This window comes from Lysobacter terrestris (genome assembly GCF_014489475.1).
GTDB lineage: Bacteria > Pseudomonadota > Gammaproteobacteria > Xanthomonadales > Xanthomonadaceae > Agrilutibacter > Agrilutibacter terrestris.
In genome coordinates this window covers 1,053,214-1,079,179 of the sequence record NZ_CP060820.1, presented here as the reverse complement: position 1 = coordinate 1,079,179, position 25,966 = coordinate 1,053,214, and the positions used below count along the sequence as shown (strand labels likewise).

Here is a 25,966-nt window from a genome sequence, read left to right as displayed (position 1 = left end):
TTTTTCGACTGAATTCTTTTTGAGGTAATCCGCAATGGCTGCCAAGGAAATCCGTTTCGGCGAAGACGCGCGCACCAAGATGCTGCGCGGCGTCAACGTCCTCGCCAATGCCGTCAAGGCCACCCTCGGCCCGAAGGGCCGCAACGTCGTGCTCGAGAAGAGCTACGGTGCCCCGACCATCACCAAGGACGGCGTGTCCGTCGCCAAGGAAATCGAACTGTCCGACAAGTTCGAGAACATGGGCGCGCAGATGGTCAAGGAAGTCGCTTCCAAGACCTCCGACAACGCCGGTGACGGCACCACCACCGCCACCGTGCTGGCGCAGGCGCTGATCCGCGAAGGCATGAAGGCGGTCGCCGCCGGCATGAACCCGATGGACCTCAAGCGCGGCATCGACAAGGCCGTGACCGAAGCCGTGGGCGAGCTGAAGAAGCTCTCCAAGCCGTCCTCGACCTCGAAGGAAATCGCCCAGGTCGGCACCATCTCCGCGAACAGCGACGCCAACATCGGCGACCTGATCGCGCAGGCGATGGACAAGGTCGGCAAGGAAGGCGTGATCACCGTCGAAGACGGCTCGGGCCTGGACAACGAACTCGACGTCGTCGAGGGCATGCAGTTCGACCGCGGCTACCTGTCGCCGTACTTCATCAACAACCAGCAGTCGATGCAGGCCGAACTGGATGATCCGTTCATCCTGCTGCACGACAAGAAGATCTCCAACGTGCGCGAGCTGCTGCCCGTGCTCGAAGGCGTCGCCAAGGCCGGCAAGCCGCTGCTGATCGTCGCCGAAGAAGTGGAAGGCGAAGCCCTCGCCACCCTCGTCGTCAACACCATCCGCGGCATCGTCAAGGTCTGCGCCGTCAAGGCCCCGGGCTTCGGCGACCGTCGCAAGGCGATGCTGGAAGACATGGCCGTCCTCACCGGCGGCACCGTGATCTCCGAGGAAGTCGGCCTGCAGCTCGAGAAGGCCACGATCAAGGACCTCGGCCGCGCGAAGAAGGTGCAGGTCTCCAAGGAAAACACCACCATCATCGACGGCGCCGGCGAACACGCCGGTATCGAAGCCCGCATCAAGCAGATCAAGGCGCAGATCGAAGAGACCTCTTCGGACTACGACCGCGAGAAGCTGCAGGAACGCGTGGCCAAGCTGGCTGGCGGCGTCGCCGTCATCAAGGTCGGCGCGGCTACCGAAGTCGAGATGAAGGAAAAGAAGGCACGCGTTGAAGACGCGCTGCACGCCACCCGCGCTGCCGTCGAAGAAGGCATCGTCCCGGGCGGCGGCGTCGCGCTGCTGCGCGCCAAGGCTGCGATCGCCGGCCTGAAGGGCATCAACGAAGACCAGAACCACGGCATCGCGATTGCGCTTCGCGCCATGGAAGCCCCGCTGCGCGAAATCGTGACCAACGCCGGCGAAGAGCCGTCGGTCATCCTCAACAAGGTGATCGAAGGCAAGGGCGCGTTCGGCTACAACGCCGCTACCGGCGAATACGTCGACATGCTCGAAGCCGGCATCCTGGACCCGACCAAGGTCACCCGCACCGCACTGCAGAACGCCGCGTCGATCGCCGGTCTGATGATCACGACCGAAGCGATGGTCGCCGAGCTGCCGAAGAAGGACGAACCGGCGATGCCGGGCGCCGGCGGCATGGGTGGCATGGGCGGCATGGATTTCTGATCGCGCCCGCGATGACCTGAGTCGACGATTCCGCCCAACGCGCTGTGGCGCGTTGGGCGGATGCCGTGCCGACGGTCTCCGGCTGGCACGGCGACTCTGCAACACGAAAAAGCCCCGCTTTCATGCGGGGCTTTTTTGTTCGCTACGAGTACGCAAAGCCGCCTTCTTGACGGTAATCCGTTCGCGCATCCGCCGTAGTTTTACTACGAGGGCAACGCGATAAGGGTTGCGCCTACGGGAGAACGTCATGAAAACCAAGTTCAGCATTGTGGTGTTGTCGTTGACCCTCGCACCCGGAGTCGCCCTCGCAGGGCAGGGCGCGGTGCTGGAGGTCAAGGATCTGGCGGAAGCCACCGGCCTGAGTTCGCGGCAGGTGCAGATGGTGCTCGGGGCACGCACCGCGTTCGCCGAATACAGGGTCTGCTATGACCGCGTGGCGGCGCGCTTCGAGCGCAGCCTGGGTTCGCAGCGCTACCAGGACCTGATGGCCGGTCGTGAGATCACGCTGGACAACGGCGTGCGGATCCATCTCGCGGTTCGCTAGCGCGCTGTCGGATGCGGTTGCGGAAGGGCCCCGCCGCTGCGGGGCCCTTTTCTTTCTTTGCGGCACGGTTCCGGCGCGCTGCAGCCGGCTGGTGCCGCTGCGGCCGTGGCTCTGGCACACCGCGGGCCCGGCCTTCGGCGATCGTCCCGGGAACGCGCGGCTGGTGTACCTGATGTTCTTCGCCGCGGGCTGATTCGCGGGGCGACGGCGGTTCCGGGCCGGTTTACGCCGGCGGGTGCGTTGTCCTGCCTACACCCCGGTAGCGCAAGGCGAGCCCATGGCCCGTACGCCGTTGTTTTCCCTGTTGCAGCGCGCCGCGCGCATCGCGCGTGCGTCGACCCGCGTGCCCGTCGCTCCCGGTGAATTCCACGAACGGGGCGCCGCGTTGCGCGTGGACGCGCAGCGGCGGCGCCTGCTGCAGGGCACCGGCGCCGCCCTGCTGCTGTCGGGCTGCGCGCACGTGCCTGCGCCGGTGACGGCGCGCGGCGACGAAGTGGCCATCGTCGGCGCCGGCATCGCCGGATTGACCGCCGCATGGCGGCTGCGGCAGGCCGGCGTGCGCGTGCGCCTGTATGAGGCGCAGGGGCGCGTGGGCGGGCGCATGCTGAGCCTGCGCAACCACTTCCCCGATGGCCAGGTGGTCGAACTGGGCGGTGAACTGATCGACACCGGCCACCTGCGCATCCGCACGCTCGCGGCGGAACTGGGCCTCGTGCTCGACGACCTGCCCGACGGCGACATCGCCACCGACACCTGGCATTTCGACGGCCGCGCCATCGGTGAGCGCGAGATCGTCGAAGCCTTCGTGCCGGTCGCGCAGCTGATCGAACGCGATGTCGCCACGCTCGGCGATGGCGAGCTCGACCATCGCGATGGCAATCCGGCGTTCCATGCCCTGGACGCGCTGTCGATCGCGCAATGGCTGGATCGCAATGGCGTGCAGGGCTGGCTGCGCAAGCTGATCGACGTGGCCTACACCACCGAGATGGGCCTGGAGACCGACCAGCAGTCCGCCCTCAACCTGCTGACCTTCATCGGCACGCAGGATGCGGATGCGTTCGCGGTCTTCGGCGAGAGCGACGAGCGCTTCCACGTGCGCGGCGGCAATGACCTGATCGTGCAGCGCCTGGGCGAACGCCTGGACGACGCGCTCGAGACCGGCAACGTGCTGGAAGCGGTGGCCGCGCGCGGTGACGGCTACGTGCTGTCGTTCCGCAACGGCGCCGCGTCGCGCGAGGTGGTGGCGCGGCAGGTGATCCTGGCGCTGCCCTTCACCCTGCTGCGCGACGTGCGCATCGAGGTGCCGTTGCCCGCGCACAAGCGCCGCGCGATCGACACGCTCGCCTACGGCAGCAACGCCAAGCTGATGATCGGCTTCGATCGCCGCGTCTGGCGTGCGCACGGCGCCAACGGTGCATCGATGAGCGACCTGCCGTACCAGACCACGTGGGAAACCTCGCGCAAGCAACCCGGCGCGAGCGGCGTGCTGACCAACTTCACCGGCGGCAACCACGGCCGTGCGCTGGGCGACGGCAGCGCGAAGCAGCAGGCCGACGTCGCGGTCGCGGCACTGGAACGGGTCTTTCCCGGCCTCGCCGCGGCGCGCACCGGCGTACGCGAGGCGCGCATGCACTGGTCGTCGCAGCCGTGGGTGCGCGGCAGCTATGCCTGCTTCCGGCCGGGCGACTGGTCGTCGCTGCGCGGGGCGATGGGGGAAGCGGTGGCCGGCCTGCATTTCGCCGGCGAACACTGCGCGCTGGAGACGCAGGGCTTCATGGAAGGCGGTTGCGAATCCGGCGAGAGCGCCGCGCGCGGGGTGCTGGCGCAGCGCGGCCTGGGGCGGTTCCCGTTCGCGCGCCTGCGCAAGATCGCGGCGACCGCCTGACAGCCGCGTGGCGAACCGGGATGCGGTCCGCCACGCGATCGGTGCAGTGCGGGTCGGTTCAGTGCCGGGTGGGCTGCGGCGTGGCCGTGGAGGTCGCGGCGTCGGTGCGCTGCCGCTTCGGCCACGGCAGCAGCATCGGCACGCGGCGCTGGTAGTCGCGGTAGGTGTCGCCGTACAGCGCGACCAGATCGCGTTCCTCGAGGAACTTCACTGCGACCAGGATGTAGCCCGTGGTCATCGCCGCGAACAGCAGGTGCCCCAGCGTCATCGTCGGCGTGGCCCAGAACGCGATCAGGAAGCCCAGCATCAACGGATGCCGCACGATGCGATAGAACGCGCGGGTGACGAAGGGCTCGTCCATCGCCTTGCGCTGGCGTGCGTGGAACCACACCTGGCGCAGGCCGAACAGGTCGAAGTGGTTGATGAGGAAGGTGCTCGACAACACCAGCAGCCAGCCCAGCGCGGACAGGGCGAGCAAGGTTCCGCGCAGCGCGGCGGCATCGACGTTCCAGACCGGTTGCGGCAACGGCCGCCACTGCCAGAACAGCAGCGCCAGCACCGCGCTGCTGACCAGCACGAAGGTGCTGCGTTCGATCGGCGCCGGCACGAAGCGCGTCCACCAGCGCTTGAACGCGGGCCGCGCCATGCCGCTGTGCTGCACGGCGAACAGCCCGAGCAGCGCCAGGTCGATGCCGAGCGCCACCAGGAAGGGCGCCGGGTCGCCGTTGTCGATGTGCTTGGGCACGCCGAAGCCGGCGACGAAGGGAATGGCGTACAGGAAGGTCACCAGGAACACCGCGTAGGACACGGCGCCGTACAGCAGGGCAAGCAGGCGGGACATGGCACGGTCTCCGGCGATCAGCGGTAGAAGTACGGATCGAGCACCCGCACCTCGGTGATGCGCTCGATCGGCAGGTTGGTGCTGCCGGCCGCGCGGCGGATCGCCTCGGGGCTGGGGCCGTCGTAGACGCAGAACGTCTTGCTCTTGTCGGTGTTCACGTAGGAGTGCACCCAGGTGACGCCGTCGCGGGCATTGGCGTCGACGACGCCGAGGCAGGCCTGTGCGCCGGTGTCGTTCACCGGGATGTGCAGGCCGTCGGGGAAATTGCGTTCGATGATGTAGCGGGGCATGTCGCTTCTCCAGCAGGATGGGTTTTCGCGACCCGCAGGACGCGGGGCGCGGAGCGTGGGCTTACTTGGCTTCCAGCGTGACCGGCACTTCGGTGATCGAATCCACCGGCAGGTGGTTCGCCTTTGCCGCTTCGCGGATGGCGTTCTCGGTCGGGCCTTCGTAGATGCAGAAGGTCTTGGTCTTGTCGCCGTTGGCGAAGGACATCAGCCACTTCACGCCGTAGCGGGCGTTGTTCTGGTTCACCTTCGCCTTGGTGGCCGCATCCAGGCCGGCGAGCGCGCCCTGCGGGAAGGTGCGCTGGATGACGTAGCGGTGGTTGGTCGCGGTGGCATCGGCCGTGCCGGCCAGGGCCAGGCCGGACATCGCCGCGCCGTACACGGCAATGCCGGCCAGTGCCCGCATGGACTTCAGCGAAAAGGATTTCATCGGGAATCTCCGTTGTTGGGGGCAGCGGAATGCTGCGATCCGAAGGCTACGGAGAAGGGGCTTGCGCGACGTCGGCAGGCTTGCCCAGATTGCGCGCAGGCGTTGCCTATTTTTGCGGGTGCAGGCCGGCGGCCAGCGCAGCGGCCATCGCTTCGGTGCGGGTGCTCACGCCGAGCTTGGCGAAGATGGCGGCGACATGGTGGTCGACCGTGCGCACCGAGCGCGACAGGCGCTGCGCGATCTGCGCGTTGCGCAGGCCGTCGCAGAGCAGGCGCAGCACCTCGACCTCGCGTTCGGTGAGGGCGTGCGGGTTGGCCTGGGTGGTAGCGCGCTGCCCGCGCGGCACGCCGCGCACGCCGGATTCGCGCAGTTCACGGCGCAACCGTTCCACGATAGGTGCAGCGCCCAGGCGTTCGAACGCGGCCAGCGCCTCGCGTTGCGCCGGCGCGTCGCCTGCGGCGAGCGCACGCGCTGTTTCGTACGGACAACCCAGCGCGCGCCACGCGTCCGCCGCCTCGCGCCAGTGGCCGGCGAACTGCAGCGCGAACGGCGGCGGGCAGTGCTCGGCGGGTGCGTGCGGGATGCCCGCCAACCGCAGCTGGCAGTCGATTTCCGCCAGCACCCAACTGCGGTACCCGGAGCGGTGTTCGAGCGTGGCGAGCGGCGCGATCGCCGCCATGCAGGCGGCGTGGTCGTCGCGCAGGCGCGCGGCTTCGACCTGCGCGGCGATGACCGGGCCGAACCGCAGCAGCGAGCGCGTGGGCAGCGCGAGTTGCAGGGCTTCGTCGAGCAGCGGCGGCGCGTCGGGATCGCCGCGGCGCACGCGCACGTGCGCGAGCACCGTGAGTGCGACGATGCGGTTGATCGGCGCGAGGTTGGGCGCCTGCAGCACCAGCGCCGCCTGGTCGGCGGCGCGTTGCCACTCGCCCAGTGCGAACCATGCCGCGGCCTGGTACGCCGACATGTAGCGCGCCCACGCATCGAGGTCGCGCGCATCGCAGTAGGCGATGCCGCGTTCGAGCCAGGCCAGCGCCACCGGGAAGCGCATCAGCATCACCGCATCGAACGAGAGGTTCACGTACGCGCGCGCGGCGTGTTCCTCGAAGCCGCCGGCGAGGGCGAGCGCGAGGCTCTGCTCGAGTTCGGCGCGGCCGGCTTCGTCGCCGGCATCGAGGCGCGCGGTGCCGATGTTGTTGAGGGCGTTGGCCTGGATCTCCACGTCGCCCAGCTCCACCGCCAGCGCCAGGGCGCGCGTGCCCAGGGCGACGGCGTCGGCGCTTTCGCCCTGCAGCATGTGCAACTGCGCGCGGTTGCTGTACGCCATCGCCAGTTCGCGGCCGGGCGGCAGCGCGGCGAGCACGGAGATGGCCTCGTCGGCATGCGCTTCGGCCACCGCGGTCTGGCCGTTGTACCAGGACAGGCGCGACAGCCAGCGGATCGCATCGCCTTCCTTCAGGCGATCGCCCATGCGCCGCCACAACTCGCGCGCGGCGTGGCGCGCGACGAGCGCGTCCTCGATGCGGTCGGTGAGGTAGCTCTCGTAGGCAAGCCGGTCCAGCAGCACGGCGCGCACCGGATCGGGCTGTTGCCCGGCGTAGGCGAGCGCGGTGCGCAGGTGCGCCGCCGCTTCCAGGTGCGCACCGCGCCGCTGTGCTTCCAGTGCGGCGTCCGGTGCGAGCTGCAGCACCGCCGCGGCGTCGCGGGCGCGGTCGGCGTGGTGCACGCGCCAGGCCAGCGACACGCGCGCGGGTTCGGCGTGCGCGAGCGCGGCCAGCACCTGCACGTGCAGTTCCTGCGCGCGCAGCCGCGACAGCGACTGCTCGATCGCCACGCGCGCCAGTTCGTGCCGGAACGCCAGCGCCTGGCGATCGCCATCGGCGACCAGCAGCCCGGCGTCCAGGCACTCCTCGATCGCGGCCAACGGCGGCGCCAGCACGTCCTGCATCAGCCAGTCGTCGATGCGCCGCGGCACGATCGAGGCCAGTTGCATCACCTGCTGCGCCATCGGGCCGAGCCTGGCGAAGCGCGCGAGGACCAGGTCCTGCACGCCCTGCGGCACGCCGTCCATGCCGTGCTGGAGCAGTTCGCTGACGAAGAACGGATTGCCCCGGGTCAGCGCGTGCAAGCCGTCGTGCGCACGCAGCGCGCCCTTCGCCATGGCTTCGACCGCGTCGGCGGACAGGCGCGGCACCTGCAGCCGCGTCACCCGCGCCGCGGGCAGTTCGCCCATCAGCCGGCGCAGCGGATGCTGCGCGGTGACCTCGTCGTCGCGATAGGTCACCAGCAGCAGGCAACGCAGCTGCTCCAGGCGCCGGCCGAGGAACTTGAGCAGGTCCAGGGTCGCCTCGTCGGCCCAGTGCGCGTCTTCGACCACGAACAGGGTCGGTGCCGTGGCTGCCTGCAGTTCGGCCAGCACGGCTTCGAACAGCGGGGCGCGCCCGCCCTCCTGCGCCAGCAGCGGCTTGAAGCGGACCGGCTGGGCGCGCGCGATGTCGTGCAGCGGCGCGAGCGGGTGCGGGGTCTGCAGTGCGTCGCAGGCGCCCCACCACAGGCCGGCGGCGCCGCGGCGGTCGCGCAGGGCGGTGGCCAGGCAGGTCTTGCCGATGCCGGCTTCGCCGCCGACGAACACGACCCGGCCGGCGCCGTCCGCTGCCTCGTGCAGCAGCCGCTCCAGGGTGCCCAGCAGCGAATCGCGTTCGAACAGTTGCATCGGGCCGGTCCGCAGGCGAGGCCGCATGACAGCACGCGCGGCGGGGCCCGCTCAAGCACCGCTTTGGGCGGCGGCTGGCCGTCGCACCGGCGCGCGTGCGGCCCCCGGGTTGGGGACGGAGGCCGTGGAGGATCCGGTGATTTCGGCGTTCTTTCCGCCGCGAGGCCGCGAAAAGCGGGGTGAAACCCGCGCTTGGTGAACTCGCGAGTATCGTTTTGCACTGCAGCGTGCAAATGGAATAACGCTTCCTTCACGATCGGCTCGCATCCCGACGTGGGGGAGGGAGCAAGGCCCGCTACCGGTTACGACCGCTAGCGGGCTTTTTTGTTTCCGGCCCTTTTGCGTCTTTCATGGCTGCCGCCGGGCCCGCCGCCGCGCCGCCGGCGCGGGCATCGCGCCCGCTTAACTCCCTCGCCCGCAGTGTCGGCCTCGGGTTGCGGCCGATCAATTGGGGTGGCCGATCCCTTCCTTCTCTGGCCGGGCGAACGGGGTTTTCCCGTCCCCCGTTTGGGGGTGTGGGGATCGTCGGCCGGGTCGCGACGCCAGCGCCTCTCGTCAAATCACCTTGAGGGAATCCAACATGACCAATCTTTCCCGGGCCATCGCCCTGGCCATCGGCACGCTTGGCGTTGCCGCGTCCGCGCAGGCGGCCACGTATGTCGTGAGCGCCAAGACGCTCGCCTTCGATGCGCAGCTGGCGCGCAAGATCGAAGCCGCCGGCGGCACCATCACCGCGCGCCTGCCGCAGATCGGCGTGGCGATCGTCGAGTCCGGCGATCCGAACTTCGCCACCCGTGCGGCCAAGGTGCAGGGCGTGCGTTCGGCGGTGGCCGACGTCACCCTGCAGTTCGAGCAGCCGCAGCCGCTCGACATCAGCGAGGACTACGCGAACCCGCCGGCCTCCGGCGACAACGACCGCTTCTTCGACCTGCAGTGGGGCCATGCCGCCATCGACGCGGTCGGTGCCTGGAATGCCGGTTTCCGCGGCGCGGGCGTGCGCGTGGCGGTGCTCGACTCGGGCGTGTACTGCACGCACGTGGACATCGCGCCAAACCTGCTTGCGGCCGAGTCGACCTCGTTCGTGCCCGGCGAGGGCTACTGCAACACCGCCGGCAGCGCCCACGGCACCCACACCTTCGGCACCATCGGCGCGGCCGACAACGGCATCGGCACGATCGGTGTCGCGCCCGAAGCCAAACTCTTCGCGGTCAAGGTGCTCAGCGCGAGCACCGGCAGCGGCAGCTTCGCCGGCATCGTCCAGGGCATCGTCTATGCGGCCGACCACGGCGCGGACGTGATCAACATGAGCCTGGGCGTGCGCGGCGGCCTCGACGTGGGCGGCAAGGAAACCTCCGAACTGATCAACGCGGCCAAGCGCGCCGTGCAGTACGCGCGCTCGCAGAACGCCATCACCGTCGTGTCGGCCGGCAACGACGGCCGCGACCTCGACCACGATTCGGGCGTGCAGATCTGCGACACCGACGGTTGCTACCAGGCCAACCTGCGCGCCTTCCCGGCGCAGCTGCCCAACGTGGTGACGGTGTCGGCGCTCGCGCCGGCAGGCTGGGCGGTGGATCCGAGCACCAACCTGGATCCGCTGGCGAGCTACAGCAACTACGGCACCACCGCGATCAGCTTCGGCGCGCCGGGCGGCGATGGGCGCCTGCCGGGCACGCAGCTGTGCCAGGTCGGGCCGGTGGTGCAGCAGTGCTGGGTGTTCGACCTGGTGTTCAGCACCACCCAGCGGACGGCGGCGGGCAACTTCTACGGCTGGATGGCCGGCACCAGCATGGCGGCGCCGCACGTGTCGGGCGTGGCCGCGCTGATCATCGGCAAGCACGGCGGCGAGCTGGCGCCGTCCGAAGTCGAGCGCATCCTGCGCGCGTCCGCCGACGACTTGGGCAAGCCGGGCAAGGACGACGCCTACGGCTATGGCCGCGTCAACGCGGCGAAGGCCGTGCAGTACTGATCGCCGCGACGCAAGCCATCGCGACGTGTCACCAGCGGCCGCCTCCGGGCGGCCGCTGTGTTTTGCGCATGCCAGAATCGCGGCGATGGAAGACTTGAACCGCAACGCCATCGCCGAACGCGCGCTGCAGCGCCTGCGCAACCTGCCGGCCTGCGCCGCCGCACTCGCGGACCCGCACGCCAGTGCGCAGGTGCGCCGGGTCGCGGTCGCCAGCGATTTCGCCATCGACACGCTGCTGCGCCAGCCCGATCTGTTGCCGCGCCTGCTCGCGGACGCGGCGCCGTTGCCGTCCCCCGTGCTGACCGCGGAAAACCGCGCCGACTGGCCGCTGCTGCTGCGGCGCCATCGCGCGGCCGCATCGACCCGGCTGGTGTGGCGCGACGTGCTCGGCCTGGACGCGGTCGCCGACACCCTGGCCGGGGCGACCACGTTGGCGGAAGAATGCCTGGCGCTGGCGCTGGCGGCGCTGGAAGCGGACTTCGCGCAACGCCACGGCTTCGTCCGCGACCACGCAGGCCGGCCGCAGCGCCTGGTGGTGTACGGACTGGGCAAGCTGGGCGGCGGCGAGCTCAACTTCAGTTCCGACGTCGACCTGGTCTACGCCTACGAATGCGACGGTGAGTCCGACGGCCCGCGCCCGCTCGCCGCCGAAACCTATTACGCGCGCCTGGGCCAGCAGCTGGCGAAACTGCTCGACGAAGTCACCGCCGACGGCTTCAGCCATCGCGTCGACCTGCGCCTGCGCCCGTACGGCAATGTCGGTCGCGTCGCCTGGTCGTTCGCGGCGATGGAGCAGTACTTCCAGCACGAAGGCCGCGACTGGGAGCGCTACGCCTGGCAGAAAGCGCGGCCGGTGGCCGGCGACATCGCCGCGGGCGAACGCTTCCTGCAGGCCTTGCGCCCGTTCGTGTACCGGCGCTACCTCGACTACGGCGCACTCGACGGCCTGCGCGCGATGAAGGCGGCGATCAGCGCGGAAGTGGCGCGCAAGGAACTGGCCGACGACATCAAGCGCGGCCCCGGCGGCATTCGCGAGATCGAGTTCCTGGTGCAGGCCCTGCAGCTGATCCGCGGCGGCCGCGAAGCGCAGCTGCGCGACCGCCGCCTGTTGCCGGCGATGCAGGCGCTGGTCGAGGCCGGGCACATTTCCACCGAGGCCAGCGCGGCGCTGGGCGAGGCCTATGGCTACCTGCGCCGGCTCGAAAACCGCCTGCAGATGCTCGCCGATGCGCAGACGCACGCCTTGCCGGAGCGCGAGGAGGAGCGTGCACGCATCGCCGACGCATTGGGCTACGCCGACTGGGACGCGTTGCGCGAGGTGCTCGACGGGCACCGTGCGCGCGTGACCGCGGAGTTCGACGCGCTGCTGGCCCCGCGGCGCAAGGCACAGGCGCCGGCATCGCTGGCCGCGTACTGGCGCGCCTTGCCGGACGCGGGCGAGGCAGAGGAATTGCGTGCGGCCGGTTTCGACGACGCCGAGCAGGCCGACAGCCTGCTGCGCGACCTGGCCCGCAGTCCCGGCGTGAAGGGCCTGTCGGATGCGACGCGGGCGCGGCTCGATCGTGTGCTGCCCGCGCTGTTGCAGGCGGCGGCCGGATCGCGGCAGCCGATGCTCGCGCTGCGGCGCCTGCTCGCGCTGCTGCAGAACATCCTGCGCCGCAGCGCCTACCTCGCGCTGCTCGACGAACAACCCGTGGCCCTGCAGCGCCTGGTCGACGTGGTCTCGCGCAGCGCCCTGCTCGCCGAACGCCTGGCGGCGTATCCGTTGCTGCTCGACGAACTGCTCGACGCGCGCGTGGCCGGCAACCTGCCCGATCGTGCGGCGTTGCTGGCGGCGTGCGCCGCGGTCGCCGGCGACGATGCCGAAAGCGTGCTGCAGGAACTCAACGAGGTGCGGCAGGCGTTGAGCTTCCGCATCGCCATGGCCGTGCGCGACCGCCGCCAACCGGCCGCGGCCAGCGCGCAGCAACTGGCGTGGCTGGCCGATGGCGTGGTCGCGCGGGTGCTCGCGCTCGCGCAACGCGAAGTGGCGAGCGCGCACGGGGTGGTCGCCGGCGCGCGCTTCGCGGTGCTCGGCTACGGCAGTCTCGGCGGCGAGGAGCTCGGCTTCGGTTCCGACCTCGACCTGGTGTTCCTCTACGACGCGCCGCGCGCCGACGACGGCGGCGACGCGCACTCCGACGGCGCGCGTGCGCTCGATGCGACGCGCTGGTTCGCGCGCCTGGCGCAGAAGGTCGTGGCCTTGCTCGACGCGGTCACCGCGGCCGGGCGCCTGTACGAGGTGGACGTGCGCCTGCGCCCCGACGGCGCGAAGGGCCTGCTGGTGTCGTCGCTCGCCAGCTTCGGCGAGTACCAGCGCGAGCGCGCGTGGACGTGGGAGCACCAGGCGCTGGTGCGCGCGCGCTTCGTCGCCGGCGACGCCGGCCTGCACGCCGATTTCGAACGCGTGCGCGCGGACACGCTCGCGCGCGGGCGCGATCCGGTGCAGGTGCGTGCCGACGTCGTCTCGATGCGCCGGCGCATGCGCGGCGAACTCGACCGCAGCGATGCGTCCGCGTTCGACCTGAAACAGGGCGAGGCCGGCCTGGTCGACCTGGAATTCCTGTTGCAGGCGCTGGTGCTGGTCCACGCGCGGGCGCAGGCGACGCTGCTGGAACCGCGCAACACGCCGGGCCTGATCGATGCCATGCATGCCGTGGACGTGTTCGATGCGACCACGGCGGCAGCGTTGCGCGCCGCGCACGCGACACTGCTGTCGCGCGGACTGGACTGCACCCTGGACCGGCGGCCGCGGCGCCTGCCGCTGGATGCGGAGATCGACGCGGCGCGCGCATCGATCCGCGCGGCGACGCAGGCACAGGCGCTGGATTTCACCGCGCCCGGCTGAGGCGCGGACGGCGCGTCAGAGCCGCAGGCGTTCGCGCGCTTCCGCGGCGACGCGCGCGGTCTCGCGCAGCGGGACCACCGCGAATGCGTCGAGTGTCGGCGTGAATTCGCGGATCCGGCCCAGTGCCAGCAGGCTGTCGACGAAGCGTCGCGGCCGGCCCTGCAGCGGCTGCACGCCGCACACGTGCACCGGCACGTTGGTCGCCGCGGCTTCCGACAGCATGTTCACCGAGTCGGCGGTGCACACGATGCGGTCGGCCCAGCCGAGCAGGCCGGCGTAGGGGTTGGCGCCGTCGTCCGCGTCGCGCCAGACGATGCCGGGCAACGCCGCGAGTTTCGCGTGCAGCAGTGCGCGCGCCGCGGCCGGCGTGCGTCGCGAGGCCGTCGCCAGCACGCTGCCGCCTTCCTGCGCGATCCGCGCGGCGAGCGCATCCAGCCATGCACTCAGTGCACCCAGGTCGACGTCCGCATGCGCGCTGGTGCCGCCCAGCAGCACCGCGGTGCGCGGTTGCGGCAACTGCGCGAAGGCGACGAACTGCTGGCGCGCGGCGGCCAGCCACAGGTCGTCGACCGGGTGCAGGCTGCCGAGCAGGGTGATGACGTTGGCGCCGCTCAAGCCGTCGTGCGCCGGCGCGACGACGAGGTCCCAATGGCGCGGATCGATGCGCGGATCCAGGATCTGGATCGCGCGTGCGCCTGCACTGCGCAGCAGGCGCGTGGCCAACGCGCCCTGGCGGCCGCAACCGATCGCGAGCGGCGGTGCATGCGGCAGCGCATGGGCGAAGTCGGCGCCGAAGGCGTGGCGCGCGCCGGGCAGGCGTCGCGGCGACAACCAGCGCCAGGGCGCCCGCGCCGGCAGGGTCCAGTCGCGCGCCGCCAGCCCCATCGCGGCGGCCAGGGCCTGCGCCTGGCGCACGTTGCCGGCGTGGCCGTCGCTCAGGGTCCAGGCTTCGTGGGTAGGCGGCGATGCGTTTTGTTGCATCTGGGAATAGGTCCGTTCCGGCGTGGCCGCCTGTGGGTTCACGCGCCAGACTCTACACTTTGCCGCCTTGGCCGATGGCCAACCTCGCTCATGGAGAACGATCGATGCATTCCGCCTTGCCGGCCGACGCGCTGGACCAGCTGTTCCTCACCGCGCGCACCCACAACGAGCTCGGCGGTGAAGTCGACGACGCGCTGCTGCACCGCCTCTACGACCTGCTCAAGTGGGGGCCGACCACGGCCAACTCCTGCCCGGCGCGTTTCGTGTTCGTGAAGTCGGCCGCAGCCAAGGCCAAGCTCGGCCCCGCGCTGGACGAGGGCAACTACAAGAAGACCATGGCGGCGCCGGTCACCGTCATCGTCGCCTACGACACGGCCTTCTTCGAGAAGATGCCGTACCTGTTCCCGCACACCGATGCCAAGAGCTGGTTCGACACCAAGCCCGCGTCCGTGATCGAGACCATCTGCCTGCGCAACGGCAGCCTGCAGGGTGCGTACCTGCTGATGGCCGCGCGCGCGCTGGGACTGGACTGCGGTCCGATGTCGGGCTTCGACAACGCCAAGGTCGACGCCGCGTTCTTCGCCGGCACGAACTGGAAGTCGAACTTCCTGGTCAATCTCGGCTACGGCGATCCCGCCAAGCTGTTCCCGCGTTCGCCGCGCCTGGCCTTCGACGAAGCCGCGCGCATCGAGTAACCACCCGCGAATCCCCCGGCGCCCTGCGCGCCTCTTAACCCCACACCCGATGGAGCCCCGCACCATGTTCAAGCCGCTGACCCTCGCCGCCGCGCTGCTGTTCGCAGGCACGGCCTTCGCCGCCCCGGTCTCGTACAAGATCGATCCCAACCACACCGACGTGATCGCCGGCTGGAACCACTTCGGCTTCGCCAATCCGACCGCGCGCTTCGGCCAGGTCGATGGCGTGATCGTCTACGACGCCGCGGACGTGGCCAAGTCGTCGGTGAAGGTCACCATCCCGCTGTCGGGCATCGACAGCGGCGTGCCGGACCTCGACGAGCACCTGCGCAGCGCCGACTTCTTCGACGCCGCGACGTACCCGACCATCACCTTCACCAGCACCAAGGCCGAAGCCGCCGGCGACAACAAGCTGCGCGTGTCCGGCGACCTCACGGTGCACGGCGTGACCAAGCCGGTGGTGCTCGACGTCACCCTGAACAAGGCCGGCGAACATCCGCTCGGCAAGCGCGCCGCGGTCGGCTTCGACGCTAGCACCACGATCAAGCGCAGCGAGTTCGGCGTGAACAAGTACGTGCCCAACGTCAGCGACGAGATCACCATCCGCATCACCACCGAAGCGATGGTGCCGAAGGCCGAAGCCGCCGCACCCGCCAAGAAGCCGGCGAAGAAGTAAGCGCACGCGCATGATCATCGAACGCCCCTCCAGTGCCCGTGGACGCGTGCAGGCCGGCTGGCTCGACAGCCACCACACGTTCTCCTTCGGCCAGTACTACGACCCGGCCTGGATGGGCTTCGGACCGCTGCGCGTCATCAACGAAGACCGCGTCGATCCGGGCGCGGGCTTCCCGACGCACGGCCACGCCAACATGGAAATCCTCAGCTACGTGCTGGACGGTGCGCTCGCGCACAAGGACAGCAGCGGCGGGGGCGGCGTGATCCGTCCGGGCGAACTGCAGTGGATGAGCGCCGGGCACGGCGTGCAGCACAGCGAGTTCAACGCCAGCGGTGCCGCGCCGGTGCACTTCCTGCAGATCTGGATCCAGCCCGACCGCCTCAACGCGCAACCGGCCTACGCCCAGCGTGCGGCGGTCGGCGCTGACGCCGACGGGCGCTGGCTGCTGTTGGCCGCACCGGATGGCGCGGACGGCAGCATCGCCATCCGCCAGGACGCGCGGCTGTACGTGACCCGGCTGGCCGCGGGCGCGCGCCTCGGCCGCACCCTGGAACCGCAGCGCCGCTACTGGCTGCAGGTGACCCGCGGCGCGGTCGACGTCGCCGGCCGCACGCTGGTCGCGGGCGATGCCCTCGGCCTGGTCGAGGAAGCCGACCTGCAGCTGCATGCCAGCCAGGCCGCCGAGGTGCTGCTGTTCGATCTGCCGTAGGGCGGACTCCAGCCCGCCACACGGCCATGTGGCGTCGCTGGCGCAAGCCCGGTCGCCCACCAATCCCGTGCGCTGCGGCGCGTGCGTCGTTGCAGCGGCTTGAAGATCATCGTGGCGCCCCCGCATCAAGTGCGGGGCAGGCTCTACAATGCGGGCCCAGCTACACGAAGTCGCCCCGCCATGACCGCAGCCCCCCTCCATCCCACCCAGGCCAACGCCGAGCAGCGTTACGTCGTCACCCGTGCCGACCTGCCGCTGAGCTGCCCGCTGCCGTCGATGGCGCTGTGGAATTCGCATCCGCGCGTGTACCTGCCGATCGAGGCCGAGCGCGAGTGCCAGTGCCCGTACTGCGGTGCGCAGTTCGTCCTGGAAGACCGGCCGGAATCCTGAGGGAACGGCATTGAAGCGCGGGAACGGGCGACGGAAGCCACCGCAAGCGCCGCTGTCGCCGTGGCTTCCGCGTTCCCCGTTCGCTGATTCCGCTTCATTCCCCGCATGCATCGCCTGACCGTCGTGCAGCTGCTGCCCGCGCTGGAATCGGGCGGCGTGGAACGTTCCACCCTGGAGATCGCGCAGGCGCTGGTGCAGCACGGGCATCGCGCGATCGTCGTCTCCGCCGGCGGCCGGCTGGTGCCGAAGCTGCAGGCGCTGGGCGCCGAGCACGTCGCGCTCGACATCGGCCGCAAGTCGCTGCTGACCCTGCGCCACGTGCGCACGCTGCGCGCGCTGTTCGTGCGCGAACGCGTCGACCTGGTGCACGCGCGCTCGCGCCTGCCGGCGTGGCTGGCGGTGTTCGCGTTGCGCGGCATCCCGGCGCACGCGCCGCGGCTGGTGACCACCGTGCACGGCCTGAATTCGCCCTCGCGCTACAGCGCGGTGATGACGCGCGGCGAACGGGTGATCTGCGTGTCCGACACCGTGCGCGCATACGTGTTGAAGCACTATCCGGCGACCGACGCGGCGCGGCTGCGGGTGATCCCGCGCGGCATCGACACCGCGGTGTTTCCGCGCACCCCGCACCCGGACCACGCCGCGCGTGCGTGGGCTGCGGCCCAGCATCCGGCCCTCGCCGCCGACGGCCCGCTGCTGCTGCTGCCCGGGCGCGGCACGCGGTTGAAGGGCCACGCCGACGCGCTGCGCCTGCTCGCCGACCTGCGCGGGCAGGGCAGCACCGCGATGCTGTGGCTGCCCGGCGCGCGCGAGGCCGGGCGCGAGGCCTACATCGCCGAACTCGAAGCCGAAGCCGCCACGCTCGGCATCGCCGATGCGATCGCGTTCACCCCGCCGACCGACCAGATCGCGCGCGCGTACGCCGCCAGCGACCTGGTGCTGCAGCTCTCGCGCAAGCCCGAATCCTTCGGTCGCACCGTGATCGAAGCGCTGTCGGTCGGCCGGCCGGTATTGGGCTGGGCGCACGGCGGCGTGGGCGAACTGCTCGCGCAGCTGCAGCCCGGCGGTGGCGTGGCGCCGTTCGATGTCGACGCGCTCGCGCGCGCCGCGCGCGGCCTGCTGGCGCAACCGCCGGCGCCTCCGGCTACCATTCCGCACACGTTGCGCGCGATGCAGGAGTCCACGCTTGCCGTCTATGCCGAACTCAGTGGTTGAGTCCCACGCTGCCGTTGCGGGCTCGCAACCGCCCGGTGCGCAGCCGGCCGGCTGGCGCTGGGCGCCGGCGTGGATCCTCACCTACGTCGCGCTGTGGCCCGCGCCGGGCTATGCCGAGGCGGTGCTGGTGCTGGGCGCGCTGGCCGCGATCGTGCACCTGCTGCTGTCGCGTTTCCGCGGTGGCGCGCAACTGCTGAGCAACCACGCCTGGGCGCTGACCAGCGTGCTGTTCTGCGCGTACTGGGTGCCGGAGCTGCTGTCAGCCTTCGACGCGATCGATCGCGCGCATGCCTTCGCGCAGACCGGCGAGGACCTGCGCTACCTGCCGTTCCTGTGGCTGGCCGCGTCCGCGGTCGCCAACCCGCGAGGCCGGCGCATCACCTTCACCGGGCTCGCGGTGATCGTCGGCATCTGGACGCTGGACGCGCTGCTGCAGGCAGCGACGGGCACCAGTCCGTTGTTCTTCGGCATCGACACGCTCAAGCAGGTCATCAGCCACCATCCGATGTGCACGGCGGCTGAAGCCGAAGCGGCCGACCGCCTCAGCGGCGTGCTCGGTCCGTGCAACCTCAAGCTGGGACAGGTGCTGGCGAGCCTGTCGCCGTTCGCGCTGTATGCCGCGGGGCGGCGCTTCCACACGCTCGGCTGGCTGGTCGCCGCCGCAGCCGTCGGCGTGGTGATGCTGCTGGCGGGTTCGCGCGCGTCCTGGATCACCTATGCGCTGGTGCTGGTCGTGTCGGGCTGGCGCCTGCTGGGCTGGAAGCGGCTGCTGGGCGTGTTCGCCTTCGGCGCGGTGGCGATGGCGGTGATGACCGCGACCGTGCCGCAGGTGCGCGAACGCATCGATCGCACGCTGCATGCGCTGAACGCCGACGAGAGCGGCGTCGACAACGCGCTGTCGGGCCGAGGCCGGATCTGGAGTGCCGCCGTATGCATGGTGCGCGAGCATCCGCTCAACGGCGTGGGGGCACGCGGCTTCCGCGAAGCGTTCCCCGCGTGCGACCCGGAGCCTGCGCAGGCGCCTGCATGGGGCAGCGGGCCCGCGCTGCATGCGCACCAGATCGTGCTGGAAATCCTCAGCGAAACCGGCTTCATCGGCCTGCTGTTGTGGCTGTCCGGCGTGGCGCTCGCCTGGCGTGCCTGGCGCTTCGCCGACGAATCGGCGCGGGACGACGCGCGTCCGGCGATGCTCGCGCTTGCCGTGACCGTGTTTCCGTTCAACACGCACCTGGCGTTCTATTCGACCTTCTGGGGCGGATTGACCCTGCTGCTGGCGGCGCTGTACGCCGGCAGCCTGCTGTCGCGGGATGCGCGTCCCTGACGTTGCGGTACGCGTCGATGCATTCCGGCCACGACCGCTTGCCGGCTTCCTGCCGGACGCACGCGGCATCGAGCCCTGCGCGCGGGTTGCTCAGTCGCGCGCGGCCTTGTACGGCGACACCATGCCCGCGGGACGCCGCTTGAAGCGGCGATGGATCCACAGGTACTGGCTCGGCGCCTCGCGCACCATCGCCTCGATGCTGGCGTTCACGCGCGTGCTGTCCAGCGTGGCGTCGCTGGACGGGAACTCGGCGAGTGGCGGCGCCACGCGCAGCACGTAGTCGGCGCCGACGCGGCGATGGAAGAACGGCACCACCGCGCAGCCGCTCAGGCGCGCGAACTGGTGCGTGGCGGTGATCGTCGCCGCGGGCACGCCGAAGAACGGCGCGAACACCGTGTCCTTGCCGCGCATGTCCTGGTCCGGCGCGTACCAGAGGAAGCCGCCCTGCTTGAGGTGGCGCATCGCCGGGCGGATCTCGTCGTTGCTGTACATCGCGCAGGCGTAGCGCAGGCGGCCGCGCTTCACCGCCCACTCCATCACCGGACTGCGCAGGCGCCGGTACATGCCGGCGAGCGGGATGTGGTCGCACATCAGCCGGCCGCACAGCTCCAGGGTCATGAAGTGACCGGACACGAACAGCACGCCGCGTTTCTGCGCCTGCAATGCCTGCACGTGTTCGAGGCCTTCGATGCGTACGGTGCGGCGCATGGGGGCGGCCGAGCCCCACCACGCGCGCGCGAATTCGAACAGGCCGATGCCGACGTCGCGGAAATGCTCGCGCAGCAGGCGTTCGCGCGCGGCGGCGTCCAGTTCCGGGAAGCACAGCGCGATGTTGATGCGCGCGGCGCGGCGGCGGTCGGGAATGAGCAGGCGCGCCAGCTCGCCGACGATGCGGCCGAGCCCACGCTGCAACGGCCACGGCAGCCTTGCCGCGAGCCACATCGCGAAGTAGCCCGCCCACATCGGCCAGTGCCGCAGGCCCAAGGGTGCGGGGCCGGGATCGGTGGGGCTGGCCGTGCGCAGCGGCTTGGCATCGTCGGACATGCGGCGATTCTAAGGGCGCGACTCCAAGGCCGCGATCCCGCATGACGCGATCCAGGGAACGCCAACCAGGGCGCGTGCCGCCGCGACCGGCCGATCGCAGCGGCAACTTCGCTATCCTTCACCGATGCCGCCAGTGACGAAGCCAGACCTCATCGAGCGCCTGCTGCGCGTCCTGTATTCGGCGGTCCTGTACCTGCTCGCGCCGATCACCGTCTACCACCTGATCTGGCGCGGCTTCCGCCAGCCGGCCTACCTGCAGCGCTGGGCCGAGCGCTACGCGATCTACAACGAACCAGCGCACGCGCAGACGCTGTGGGTGCACGCGGTGTCCGTGGGCGAGGTGAACGCCGCGATCCCGCTGGTGCAGGCGCTGCTCCGCGGGCGCCCGGATCTGCGCCTGCTGGTGACCACGATCACGCCGACCGGCTCCGAGCGCGTGCGCGCGTTGTGGAAGGACCAGGTCGAACACGTCTACCTGCCCTACGACCTGCCCGGCGCGGTCGGCCGCTTCCTCGCCCACCACCGGCCGATCGCGGCGCTGATCATGGAAACCGAGTTGTGGCCGAACCTGCTGTTCGGCTGCCGTGACCGCGACGTGCCCAGCTACATCCTCAACGCGCGCCTGTCGGCGCGTTCGCTGCGCGGCTACCGCGTGCTGGCGCCGCTGGTCGGGCGCGCGCTGCGCACGGTGCGCGCGGTCGCGGCGCAGTCGCACGCCGATGCCAGGCGCTTCGTGCGCCTGGGTGCGCGCGAGGAGCAGACGCTGGAAACCGGCAACCTCAAGTACGACGTCAGCGTGCCCGACACGGTCGCCGCGTTCGCCGACGAGTTCCGCGCGCGCGTGGCCGGACGCCCGGTGTGGATCGCGGCGAGTACGCACGAGCAGGAAGAAGCCGACGTCATCGCCATCCATCGCCGCCTGCGCGGCGCGTTCCCGGACCTGCTGCTGCTGTGGGCGCCGCGCCATCCCGAACGCTTCCGTGCGGTGGCCGACGCGGCGCGCAGCACCGGCTGGCCGGTGTCGACGCGTTCGCGCGCGCGCTGGCCGCAGGCCGAGGACGCGGTGTTCGTGGTCGATACGCTGGGCGAGCTGGTGAACTTCTACGCCTGCGCCGACGTCGCCTTCGTCGGCGGCAGCCTGCAGGCCATCGGCGGCCACAACCTGCTCGAACCGGCCGCCACCGGCACCGCGATCGTCACCGGGCCGCACCTGCACAACTTCACCGAGATCGCGCACAAGCTCGCGCAGGCCGGCGCGTTGCGGATCGGCGCGGATGCCGAAGCGGTCGGTACCGACGTGGCGGTGCTGCTCGGCGATCGCCCCGCGCGCGAGCGCATGGCCGCCGCCGGGCGCGCGCTGGTGGAAACCGGGCGCGGCGCGCTGGCGCGCACGATGGCGCTGCTCGAACCGGTCCTGCGCGGGCGCTGAAACGACGAAGGCGGCCATGGGCCGCCTTCGTCATCATCCCGCGCAGTGCGGACTTACTGGGCCGGCTGCGCCGGCGGCGTCTGCAGGCTGGCTTCGGTGTCGACCGTGAGCAGGCGGTTGATCTCCTGCACGTCGTCGATGTCGAGCGTGCCGGCGGCCTGTTCCAGCAGCAGGCGGTTCTGCAGGAAGTTGTACTTCGCCTGCGCGAAGGCCTGCGACGCGGTGAACAGGTTGCGCTGGTTGGTCAGCACGTCCAGCACGGTGCGGGTACCGACTTCCAGGCCGACCTGCGAGGCATCGTACGCGGCGCGGGCGGAGACCAGCGCGAGGCGGCGCGCCTCGACTTCGCTGATGCCGGCGACCACGGTCTGGTAGGCGTTGCGGGTGTTGCGGTCGAGCGCGCGCTTGCTCTGCTCGAGGTCGTCGTTGGCGATGTCGCGGCGCGCGAGCGCCTGGCGCACGCCCGACTGCGTGGCGCCGCCGGAGAAGATCGGCACCGAGAGGGTCAGGCCGATCGAGCCGCGGCCGTCGCTGAAGTCGAAGCTGCTGCCGTTCTCGCGGCCCCAGGTGGTGGTGTCGCCGTAGCTGCCGCTCAGGTACAGGGTCGGGTAGTGGCCCGCGCGCGCGGTGCCGACGTCGGCTTCGGCGGACTTGAGCTGCAACTCGCTGGCCTTCAGCGCCGGGTTGTTGGCCACGGCGGTGGCGACCCATTCGTCGGCGCCGCCGGTCTCCGGCAGCGACGGCTGGAAGTCTTCCGGCAGGCCGCGCAGGTTGGCGACCGGCTGGCCGGTGAGTTCGCGCAGCGCCTGGTAGGCGTCCTCGACCGCGTTACGGGCGAGGATGGTGTTGGCGCGCGCGCTGTCGTACGTGGCGCGCGCTTCGTGCACGTCGGTGATCGGCGCCAGGCCGACCTCGAGGCGCTTGGAGGCGAAGTCGAACTGCTTCTTCAGCGCGGTTTCCGCGGCTTCGGCGGCGGCCAGCGTTTCCAGCTGCACCAGCACGTTGAAGTAGGTGGCGGAGGTGCGCGTGATCAGCGTGTCGCTGGCCGAGTCAAGCTGGTAGTCCGCGGCCTGGCTGAGCGCGTTGGCGCTGCGCAGGCGGGTGAAGTTGCCGTGGTCGTAGACCATCTGGCGCGCGGTCAGGCCGACGCCGCGCGAGTTGGTGCCGTCGTCGGTGCCGTCGGCGAGACCGCGGTTCAACGTGGCGTCACCGCTCACCGTCGGCAGCATCGCCGCGCGCGCCTGCACCGAGCCTTCGCGGGTGACCAGGCGGCTGGATTCGGCGGCGGAGAACTGTGGGTCGCCTGAGCGCGCCAGTTCGTAGGTCTGCAGCAGGTCTTCGGCGTGGGCCGCAACGGGCAGCAGGGCGAAGGCTAGGGCGAGAACAAGCGGGTGACGGCTCATGCAAGGTCCTTTTTTAGACGGCACGTTTGGAAACGCGCGCGTTACAACTCGAACGTGGGCGCCGGCGCAGCGCCGGCAAGGTAGGGGAGGTCGGTTTCGAACAGGGATTCGATGCGCGGCGCGCCCGATTGGTTGCGCAGCAACACCGCTTCCATCGCCGGCGCGCGGCCGCGCACGACGAACATGCGTCCGCCCGGCTGCAGCCATTCGATGAAACGCGGCGGGATCGCCGCCACGGCGCCGGTGACGCAGATCGCGGCGAAGCGACGGCCGCTCCCCAACGAGGACGCGTCCCACGAGAACGCATCGGCGGTGATCACGTTGACATTGCCGGCGCGGTGCGCGGCGAGGTTGGCGCGCGCGGCGTCGGCGAGGTCGGCGTGGCGTTCCAGGCTGACCACTTCGCGCGCCAGGCGGCCGAGGCAGGCGGCGAGGAAGCCGCTGCCGGTGCCGATTTCCAGCACGTCGTCGCCGGGTTGCAGCGCCAGCGCCTGCAGGACGCGGCCTTCGACCACCGGCTTCAGCATCGATTCGCCATGGGCCAGCGGCAGGGGCAGGTCGGCGTAGGCCAGGGCGCGCTGTGCGGCGGGCACGAAGTCCTCGCGCGGCAACGTGGCCAGCACGTCGAGCACGCGCGGATCGAGCACGTCCCAGGGGCGAACCTGCTGTTCGACCATCAATTCACGGGCCTTGGCGAAATCGATCGTGCTCATCGGGGGATTCTGTACGGGTGGGCGGGGGCGCCAATTCTAACGACTGGACTTGCCGGCCGCCGCGGACCTGCCCGCGTGGCGGAAAGGATCGCCGTCGGGGCGTTTTCCGCCTTAGTGCCAGAAGTAACCAAGACTGATGTACCGCCGGACTAGCGCTTGCGGGCCGGCGCGGCCTGGTAGGCGCGCAGGAACATGTCGACCGTGGCCTGCACGTGCGCTTCGGTCTCGGCCGCATCGATGCGGTCGGAGCAGCCGCACAGCAGCAGCATGTGCATCTCGCCCTTGAGCATGCAGAAGAACTGCGAGGCGGCGCGGTGCACCTCGGGGATGTCCAGCGCGCCGGCGGCGATCTCGTCGCGCAGGAACGCCTCGAACGCCTCCTGCACCCGGCGCGGGCCGGCGTCCCAGAACAGCTGGCCCAGCTTCGCCGGCGGCGGCTGGGTGGTCACCACGCGGTGGATGGCCAGCGATTCCTCGCTGTTGATCAGCGCCAGGAAGGCGCGGCCGATGCCGAGCAGCTGCTCGCGCAGCGAGGATTCCGGGGCGACCGCGAACAGCCCCTGCGCCAGCTGCTCCTCGCACTTGGCCGAGATCGCCGCGGAAAACAGCGTCTCCTTGTCGCCAAAGTGGCTGTAGACGGTGAGCTTGGACACGCCGGCGTCGGCGGCGATCTGATCCATGCTGACCCGTTCGAAACCGTGCGCCGTAAACATGCGCTTGGCGGCGTCGAGGATCGCGGCGCGCTTGCCCAAGTCCTTGGGGCGACCGGGGCTGGCGGGCTTGGGGGCGGGGGTGCGGGAGGAGGCGGAACTCATGGGGATAGATACTAGACTAGCCAGTTCGATAAATATACAGTACCGGGAAGTTCACTAATCCTCCCGATCGAGACGGCGCCATGATCCGCAAATTTCCCCCGCTCAGCACCGCCGGCGCCGTGTCCATGGCGCTGCTGTTTGCATCGCTCGCGCTGGCCGGTTGCAGCAGCGATGCCAAACCGGAGGAAGCCGCACGCCCGGTGCTGGTCGCGCATCCCGGTGGCGGCGCGGAGGCGGCGCTGACCGCGTATGCGGGCGAGATCCGCGCCCGCGAGGAAAGCCCGCTGTCGTTCCGCGTCGGCGGCAAGCTGGTGCGCCGTGAGGTCGATGTCGGCGCGCACGTGCGCAAGGGCGACCTGCTCGCCGTGCTCGATGCCGGCGATCTCGCCGCGCAGGCGCGCGCCGCGCAGGCGCAACTGACCGCCGCCGAAGCCGAACTGGTCCGCGCCCGCGCCGACCAGGCCCGCTTCGCCAAGCTCGGCCAGCAGCAGCTGGTCAGCCGTTCGACCCTGGATGCACAGAACGCCGCAGCGACCGCCGCGCAGGGCCAGGTCAACGCCGCCCGCGCCAACCTCGACGTCGCCCGCAACCAGGCCGGGTACACCCAGCTGCGCGCGCCTCACGACGGCATGATCGCCAGCCGCGCCGCCGAAGCCGGCCAGGTGGTCGGCGCCGGCCAGACCGTCTTCACCATCGCCGCCGACGGCGGCCGCGAAGTCGCGATCGCCTTGCCCGAGGCCCGCATCCGCGATTTCAGCGTCGGCCAGGCCGTCGCGGTGGAGCTGTGGAGCGCGCCGGACCAGCGCCTGCCGGGCACGATCCGCGAGATCGCTCCCGCCGCCGATCCGCAGGCGCGCACCTATGCGGCGCGCGTCAGCCTCACCGGTGACGCCGGGAAGGCGGTGGACCTGGGCCAGAGCGCGCGCGTCTACGTGCAGGACGGCGGCACGCGTGCCGCGATGACGGTGCCGCTGTCGGCGATCCAGCGCGGCGCCGGCAACGCCACCGCGGTGTGGGTCGTCGATCCGGCGACCAGCAAGCTGCAGCTGGTGCCGGTGCAGTTGGGTACGTTCGGCGAGAGCAACGCGCCGGTGCTCGCGGGCGTGCGGGCGGATGCGTGGATCGTCACCGCCGGCGGCCACCTGCTGCGCGAAGGCCAGGCCGTGGCGCCGGTCGACCGCGAGAACCGCCCCATCGCCATGAATGCAACCAAGCCCGCGGCGTTGGCCGCGCGCTGATCGAGTCGAAGCGAGTACTGCCCGGCACCGACGCCCCCTCTCCCCGCATTGCGGGGAGAGGGCAAGGGGTGAGGGGCGCGCGCCGCAGGTGCGCATAAAACAAAAGCAG

At 70.8% G+C, this 25,966-nt stretch carries 22 protein-coding genes; 13 read left to right on the top strand and 9 right to left on the bottom strand.

Features of this window, described 5'->3' with window-relative positions; all coding sequences use genetic code 11:
• The first annotated feature begins 34 nt into the window (after positions 1-34).
• The 3 genes from groL to H8B22_RS04985 all read left to right on the top strand — a co-directional run bounded on the left by groL (position 35) and on the right by H8B22_RS04985 (position 4,104).
• On the top strand, positions 35-1,675 hold the full coding sequence (groL, locus tag H8B22_RS04995) for a chaperonin GroEL (protein ID WP_187713003.1): 1,641 nt from the start codon (positions 35-37) through the stop codon (positions 1,673-1,675).
• Between the two features lie 247 nt (positions 1,676-1,922).
• Positions 1,923-2,219, top strand: coding sequence for a hypothetical protein (locus H8B22_RS04990; RefSeq protein ID WP_187713002.1), 297 nt, complete (start codon positions 1,923-1,925; stop codon positions 2,217-2,219).
• A 277-nt stretch (positions 2,220-2,496) separates the two neighbouring features.
• Positions 2,497-4,104: a flavin monoamine oxidase family protein gene (locus H8B22_RS04985; protein WP_187713001.1), complete on the top strand. Its 1,608-nt coding sequence runs from the start codon at positions 2,497-2,499 to the stop codon at positions 4,102-4,104.
• A 58-nt stretch (positions 4,105-4,162) separates the two neighbouring features.
• On the opposite strand, the gene mddA is transcribed toward H8B22_RS04985, so the two are convergent.
• The 4 genes from mddA to H8B22_RS04965 all read right to left on the bottom strand — a co-directional run bounded on the left by mddA (position 4,163) and on the right by H8B22_RS04965 (position 8,372).
• Complete coding sequence (gene mddA, locus H8B22_RS04980; RefSeq protein WP_187713000.1) at positions 4,163-4,945, bottom strand: methanethiol S-methyltransferase; 783 nt, start codon at positions 4,943-4,945, stop codon at positions 4,163-4,165.
• Between the two features lie 17 nt (positions 4,946-4,962).
• Positions 4,963-5,235: a DUF4242 domain-containing protein gene (locus H8B22_RS04975; protein WP_187712999.1), complete on the bottom strand. Its 273-nt coding sequence runs from the start codon at positions 5,233-5,235 to the stop codon at positions 4,963-4,965.
• Positions 5,236-5,296: 61 nt separating this feature from the next.
• Positions 5,297-5,662, bottom strand: coding sequence for a DUF4242 domain-containing protein (locus H8B22_RS04970; RefSeq protein ID WP_208456926.1), 366 nt, complete (start codon positions 5,660-5,662; stop codon positions 5,297-5,299).
• A 106-nt stretch (positions 5,663-5,768) separates the two neighbouring features.
• Positions 5,769-8,372, bottom strand: a complete 2,604-nt coding sequence (locus H8B22_RS04965) for an ATP-binding protein (protein ID WP_187712998.1) — start codon at positions 8,370-8,372, stop codon at positions 5,769-5,771.
• Between the two features lie 580 nt (positions 8,373-8,952).
• Between H8B22_RS04965 and H8B22_RS04960 the strand changes: the two genes are divergently transcribed.
• Together H8B22_RS04960 and glnE are read left to right on the top strand one after the other, a co-directional pair.
• Positions 8,953-10,341, top strand: a complete 1,389-nt coding sequence (locus H8B22_RS04960) for a S8 family peptidase (RefSeq protein ID WP_187712997.1) — start codon at positions 8,953-8,955, stop codon at positions 10,339-10,341.
• A gap of 85 nt (positions 10,342-10,426) precedes the next feature.
• Positions 10,427-13,228 (top strand): bifunctional [glutamate--ammonia ligase]-adenylyl-L-tyrosine phosphorylase/[glutamate--ammonia-ligase] adenylyltransferase, encoded by a 2,802-nt coding sequence (glnE, locus tag H8B22_RS04955; protein WP_187712996.1) that lies wholly within the window; start codon positions 10,427-10,429, stop codon positions 13,226-13,228.
• A 15-nt stretch (positions 13,229-13,243) separates the two neighbouring features.
• On the opposite strand, the gene H8B22_RS04950 is transcribed toward glnE, so the two are convergent.
• On the bottom strand, positions 13,244-14,209 hold the full coding sequence (locus H8B22_RS04950) for a mitochondrial fission ELM1 family protein (RefSeq protein WP_187712995.1): 966 nt from the start codon (positions 14,207-14,209) through the stop codon (positions 13,244-13,246).
• A gap of 104 nt (positions 14,210-14,313) precedes the next feature.
• Between H8B22_RS04950 and H8B22_RS04945 the strand changes: the two genes are divergently transcribed.
• The 6 genes from H8B22_RS04945 (at position 14,314) to H8B22_RS04920 (ending at position 19,215) form a co-directional block, all read left to right on the top strand.
• The gene (locus H8B22_RS04945; RefSeq protein ID WP_187712994.1) at positions 14,314-14,904 is read left to right on the top strand and encodes a malonic semialdehyde reductase; all 591 of its coding nucleotides are present in this window, start codon (positions 14,314-14,316) and stop codon (positions 14,902-14,904) included.
• A gap of 64 nt (positions 14,905-14,968) precedes the next feature.
• The gene (locus H8B22_RS04940) at positions 14,969-15,580 is read left to right on the top strand and encodes a YceI family protein (RefSeq protein ID WP_225876285.1); all 612 of its coding nucleotides are present in this window, start codon (positions 14,969-14,971) and stop codon (positions 15,578-15,580) included.
• 10 nt (positions 15,581-15,590) lie between these two features.
• Positions 15,591-16,289, top strand: coding sequence for a pirin family protein (locus tag H8B22_RS04935; protein ID WP_187712992.1), 699 nt, complete (start codon positions 15,591-15,593; stop codon positions 16,287-16,289).
• 180 nt (positions 16,290-16,469) lie between these two features.
• Entirely contained in the window at positions 16,470-16,679 is a 210-nt protein-coding gene (locus H8B22_RS04930; RefSeq protein WP_187712991.1) for a zinc-finger domain-containing protein, read from the top strand.
• A gap of 105 nt (positions 16,680-16,784) precedes the next feature.
• Positions 16,785-17,894 carry a glycosyltransferase family 4 protein gene (locus tag H8B22_RS04925; protein WP_187712990.1) on the top strand — a complete coding sequence of 370 codons (1,110 nt, stop codon included), beginning with the start codon at positions 16,785-16,787 and terminating at the stop codon, positions 17,892-17,894.
• Complete coding sequence (locus tag H8B22_RS04920; protein ID WP_187712989.1) at positions 17,875-19,215, top strand: O-antigen ligase family protein; 1,341 nt, start codon at positions 17,875-17,877, stop codon at positions 19,213-19,215. Before H8B22_RS04925 ends, H8B22_RS04920 begins: the two co-directional genes overlap by 20 nt.
• A gap of 90 nt (positions 19,216-19,305) precedes the next feature.
• Here H8B22_RS04920 and lpxL read toward each other — a convergent pair whose 3' ends face one another.
• Positions 19,306-20,259, bottom strand: a complete 954-nt coding sequence (gene lpxL / locus H8B22_RS04915) for an LpxL/LpxP family Kdo(2)-lipid IV(A) lauroyl/palmitoleoyl acyltransferase (RefSeq protein ID WP_187712988.1) — start codon at positions 20,257-20,259, stop codon at positions 19,306-19,308.
• Positions 20,260-20,383: 124 nt separating this feature from the next.
• On the opposite strand from lpxL, the gene waaA reads away from it, so the two are divergent.
• Positions 20,384-21,688, top strand: coding sequence for a lipid IV(A) 3-deoxy-D-manno-octulosonic acid transferase (gene waaA / locus H8B22_RS04910; RefSeq protein ID WP_187712987.1), 1,305 nt, complete (start codon positions 20,384-20,386; stop codon positions 21,686-21,688).
• A 53-nt stretch (positions 21,689-21,741) separates the two neighbouring features.
• Here the strand turns inward: waaA and H8B22_RS04905 are convergent, their stop codons facing one another.
• From H8B22_RS04905 to H8B22_RS04895, 3 genes are all read right to left on the bottom strand, one after another.
• Positions 21,742-23,091 (bottom strand): TolC family outer membrane protein, encoded by a 1,350-nt coding sequence (locus H8B22_RS04905; protein ID WP_187712986.1) that lies wholly within the window; start codon positions 23,089-23,091, stop codon positions 21,742-21,744.
• A 41-nt stretch (positions 23,092-23,132) separates the two neighbouring features.
• Positions 23,133-23,804 carry a protein-L-isoaspartate O-methyltransferase family protein gene (locus H8B22_RS04900; protein ID WP_187712985.1) on the bottom strand — a complete coding sequence of 224 codons (672 nt, stop codon included), beginning with the start codon at positions 23,802-23,804 and terminating at the stop codon, positions 23,133-23,135.
• Positions 23,805-23,953: 149 nt separating this feature from the next.
• On the bottom strand, positions 23,954-24,619 hold the full coding sequence (locus H8B22_RS04895) for a TetR/AcrR family transcriptional regulator (RefSeq protein ID WP_187712984.1): 666 nt from the start codon (positions 24,617-24,619) through the stop codon (positions 23,954-23,956).
• A 125-nt stretch (positions 24,620-24,744) separates the two neighbouring features.
• On the opposite strand from H8B22_RS04895, the gene H8B22_RS04890 reads away from it, so the two are divergent.
• Positions 24,745-25,857 carry an efflux RND transporter periplasmic adaptor subunit gene (locus H8B22_RS04890; RefSeq protein ID WP_187713534.1) on the top strand — a complete coding sequence of 371 codons (1,113 nt, stop codon included), beginning with the start codon at positions 24,745-24,747 and terminating at the stop codon, positions 25,855-25,857.
• The last annotated feature ends 109 nt before the right edge of the window (positions 25,858-25,966 follow it).

Bases quoted from the DNA above. Each gene is read 5' to 3' on its own strand.
- groL (WP_187713003.1), top strand. From the start codon at position 35: ATGGCTGCCAAGGAAATCCGTTTCGGCGAAGACGCGCGCACCAAGATG.
- H8B22_RS04990 (WP_187713002.1), top strand. From the start codon at position 1,923: ATGAAAACCAAGTTCAGCATTGTGGTGTTGTCGTTGACCCTCGCACCC.
- H8B22_RS04985 (WP_187713001.1), top strand. From the start codon at position 2,497: ATGGCCCGTACGCCGTTGTTTTCCCTGTTGCAGCGCGCCGCGCGCATC.
- mddA (WP_187713000.1), bottom strand. From the start codon at position 4,945: ATGTCCCGCCTGCTTGCCCTGCTGTACGGCGCCGTGTCCTACGCGGTG.
- H8B22_RS04975 (WP_187712999.1), bottom strand. From the start codon at position 5,235: ATGCCCCGCTACATCATCGAACGCAATTTCCCCGACGGCCTGCACATC.
- H8B22_RS04970 (WP_208456926.1), bottom strand. From the start codon at position 5,662: ATGAAATCCTTTTCGCTGAAGTCCATGCGGGCACTGGCCGGCATTGCC.
- H8B22_RS04965 (WP_187712998.1), bottom strand. From the start codon at position 8,372: ATGCAACTGTTCGAACGCGATTCGCTGCTGGGCACCCTGGAGCGGCTG.
- H8B22_RS04960 (WP_187712997.1), top strand. From the start codon at position 8,953: ATGACCAATCTTTCCCGGGCCATCGCCCTGGCCATCGGCACGCTTGGC.
- glnE (WP_187712996.1), top strand. From the start codon at position 10,427: ATGGAAGACTTGAACCGCAACGCCATCGCCGAACGCGCGCTGCAGCGC.
- H8B22_RS04950 (WP_187712995.1), bottom strand. From the start codon at position 14,209: ATGCAACAAAACGCATCGCCGCCTACCCACGAAGCCTGGACCCTGAGC.
- H8B22_RS04945 (WP_187712994.1), top strand. From the start codon at position 14,314: ATGCATTCCGCCTTGCCGGCCGACGCGCTGGACCAGCTGTTCCTCACC.
- H8B22_RS04940 (WP_225876285.1), top strand. From the start codon at position 14,969: ATGTTCAAGCCGCTGACCCTCGCCGCCGCGCTGCTGTTCGCAGGCACG.
- H8B22_RS04935 (WP_187712992.1), top strand. From the start codon at position 15,591: ATGATCATCGAACGCCCCTCCAGTGCCCGTGGACGCGTGCAGGCCGGC.
- H8B22_RS04930 (WP_187712991.1), top strand. From the start codon at position 16,470: ATGACCGCAGCCCCCCTCCATCCCACCCAGGCCAACGCCGAGCAGCGT.
- H8B22_RS04925 (WP_187712990.1), top strand. From the start codon at position 16,785: ATGCATCGCCTGACCGTCGTGCAGCTGCTGCCCGCGCTGGAATCGGGC.
- H8B22_RS04920 (WP_187712989.1), top strand. From the start codon at position 17,875: ATGCCGAACTCAGTGGTTGAGTCCCACGCTGCCGTTGCGGGCTCGCAA.
- lpxL (WP_187712988.1), bottom strand. From the start codon at position 20,259: ATGTCCGACGATGCCAAGCCGCTGCGCACGGCCAGCCCCACCGATCCC.
- waaA (WP_187712987.1), top strand. From the start codon at position 20,384: ATGCCGCCAGTGACGAAGCCAGACCTCATCGAGCGCCTGCTGCGCGTC.
- H8B22_RS04905 (WP_187712986.1), bottom strand. From the start codon at position 23,091: ATGAGCCGTCACCCGCTTGTTCTCGCCCTAGCCTTCGCCCTGCTGCCC.
- H8B22_RS04900 (WP_187712985.1), bottom strand. From the start codon at position 23,804: ATGAGCACGATCGATTTCGCCAAGGCCCGTGAATTGATGGTCGAACAG.
- H8B22_RS04895 (WP_187712984.1), bottom strand. From the start codon at position 24,619: ATGAGTTCCGCCTCCTCCCGCACCCCCGCCCCCAAGCCCGCCAGCCCC.
- H8B22_RS04890 (WP_187713534.1), top strand. From the start codon at position 24,745: ATGGCGCTGCTGTTTGCATCGCTCGCGCTGGCCGGTTGCAGCAGCGAT.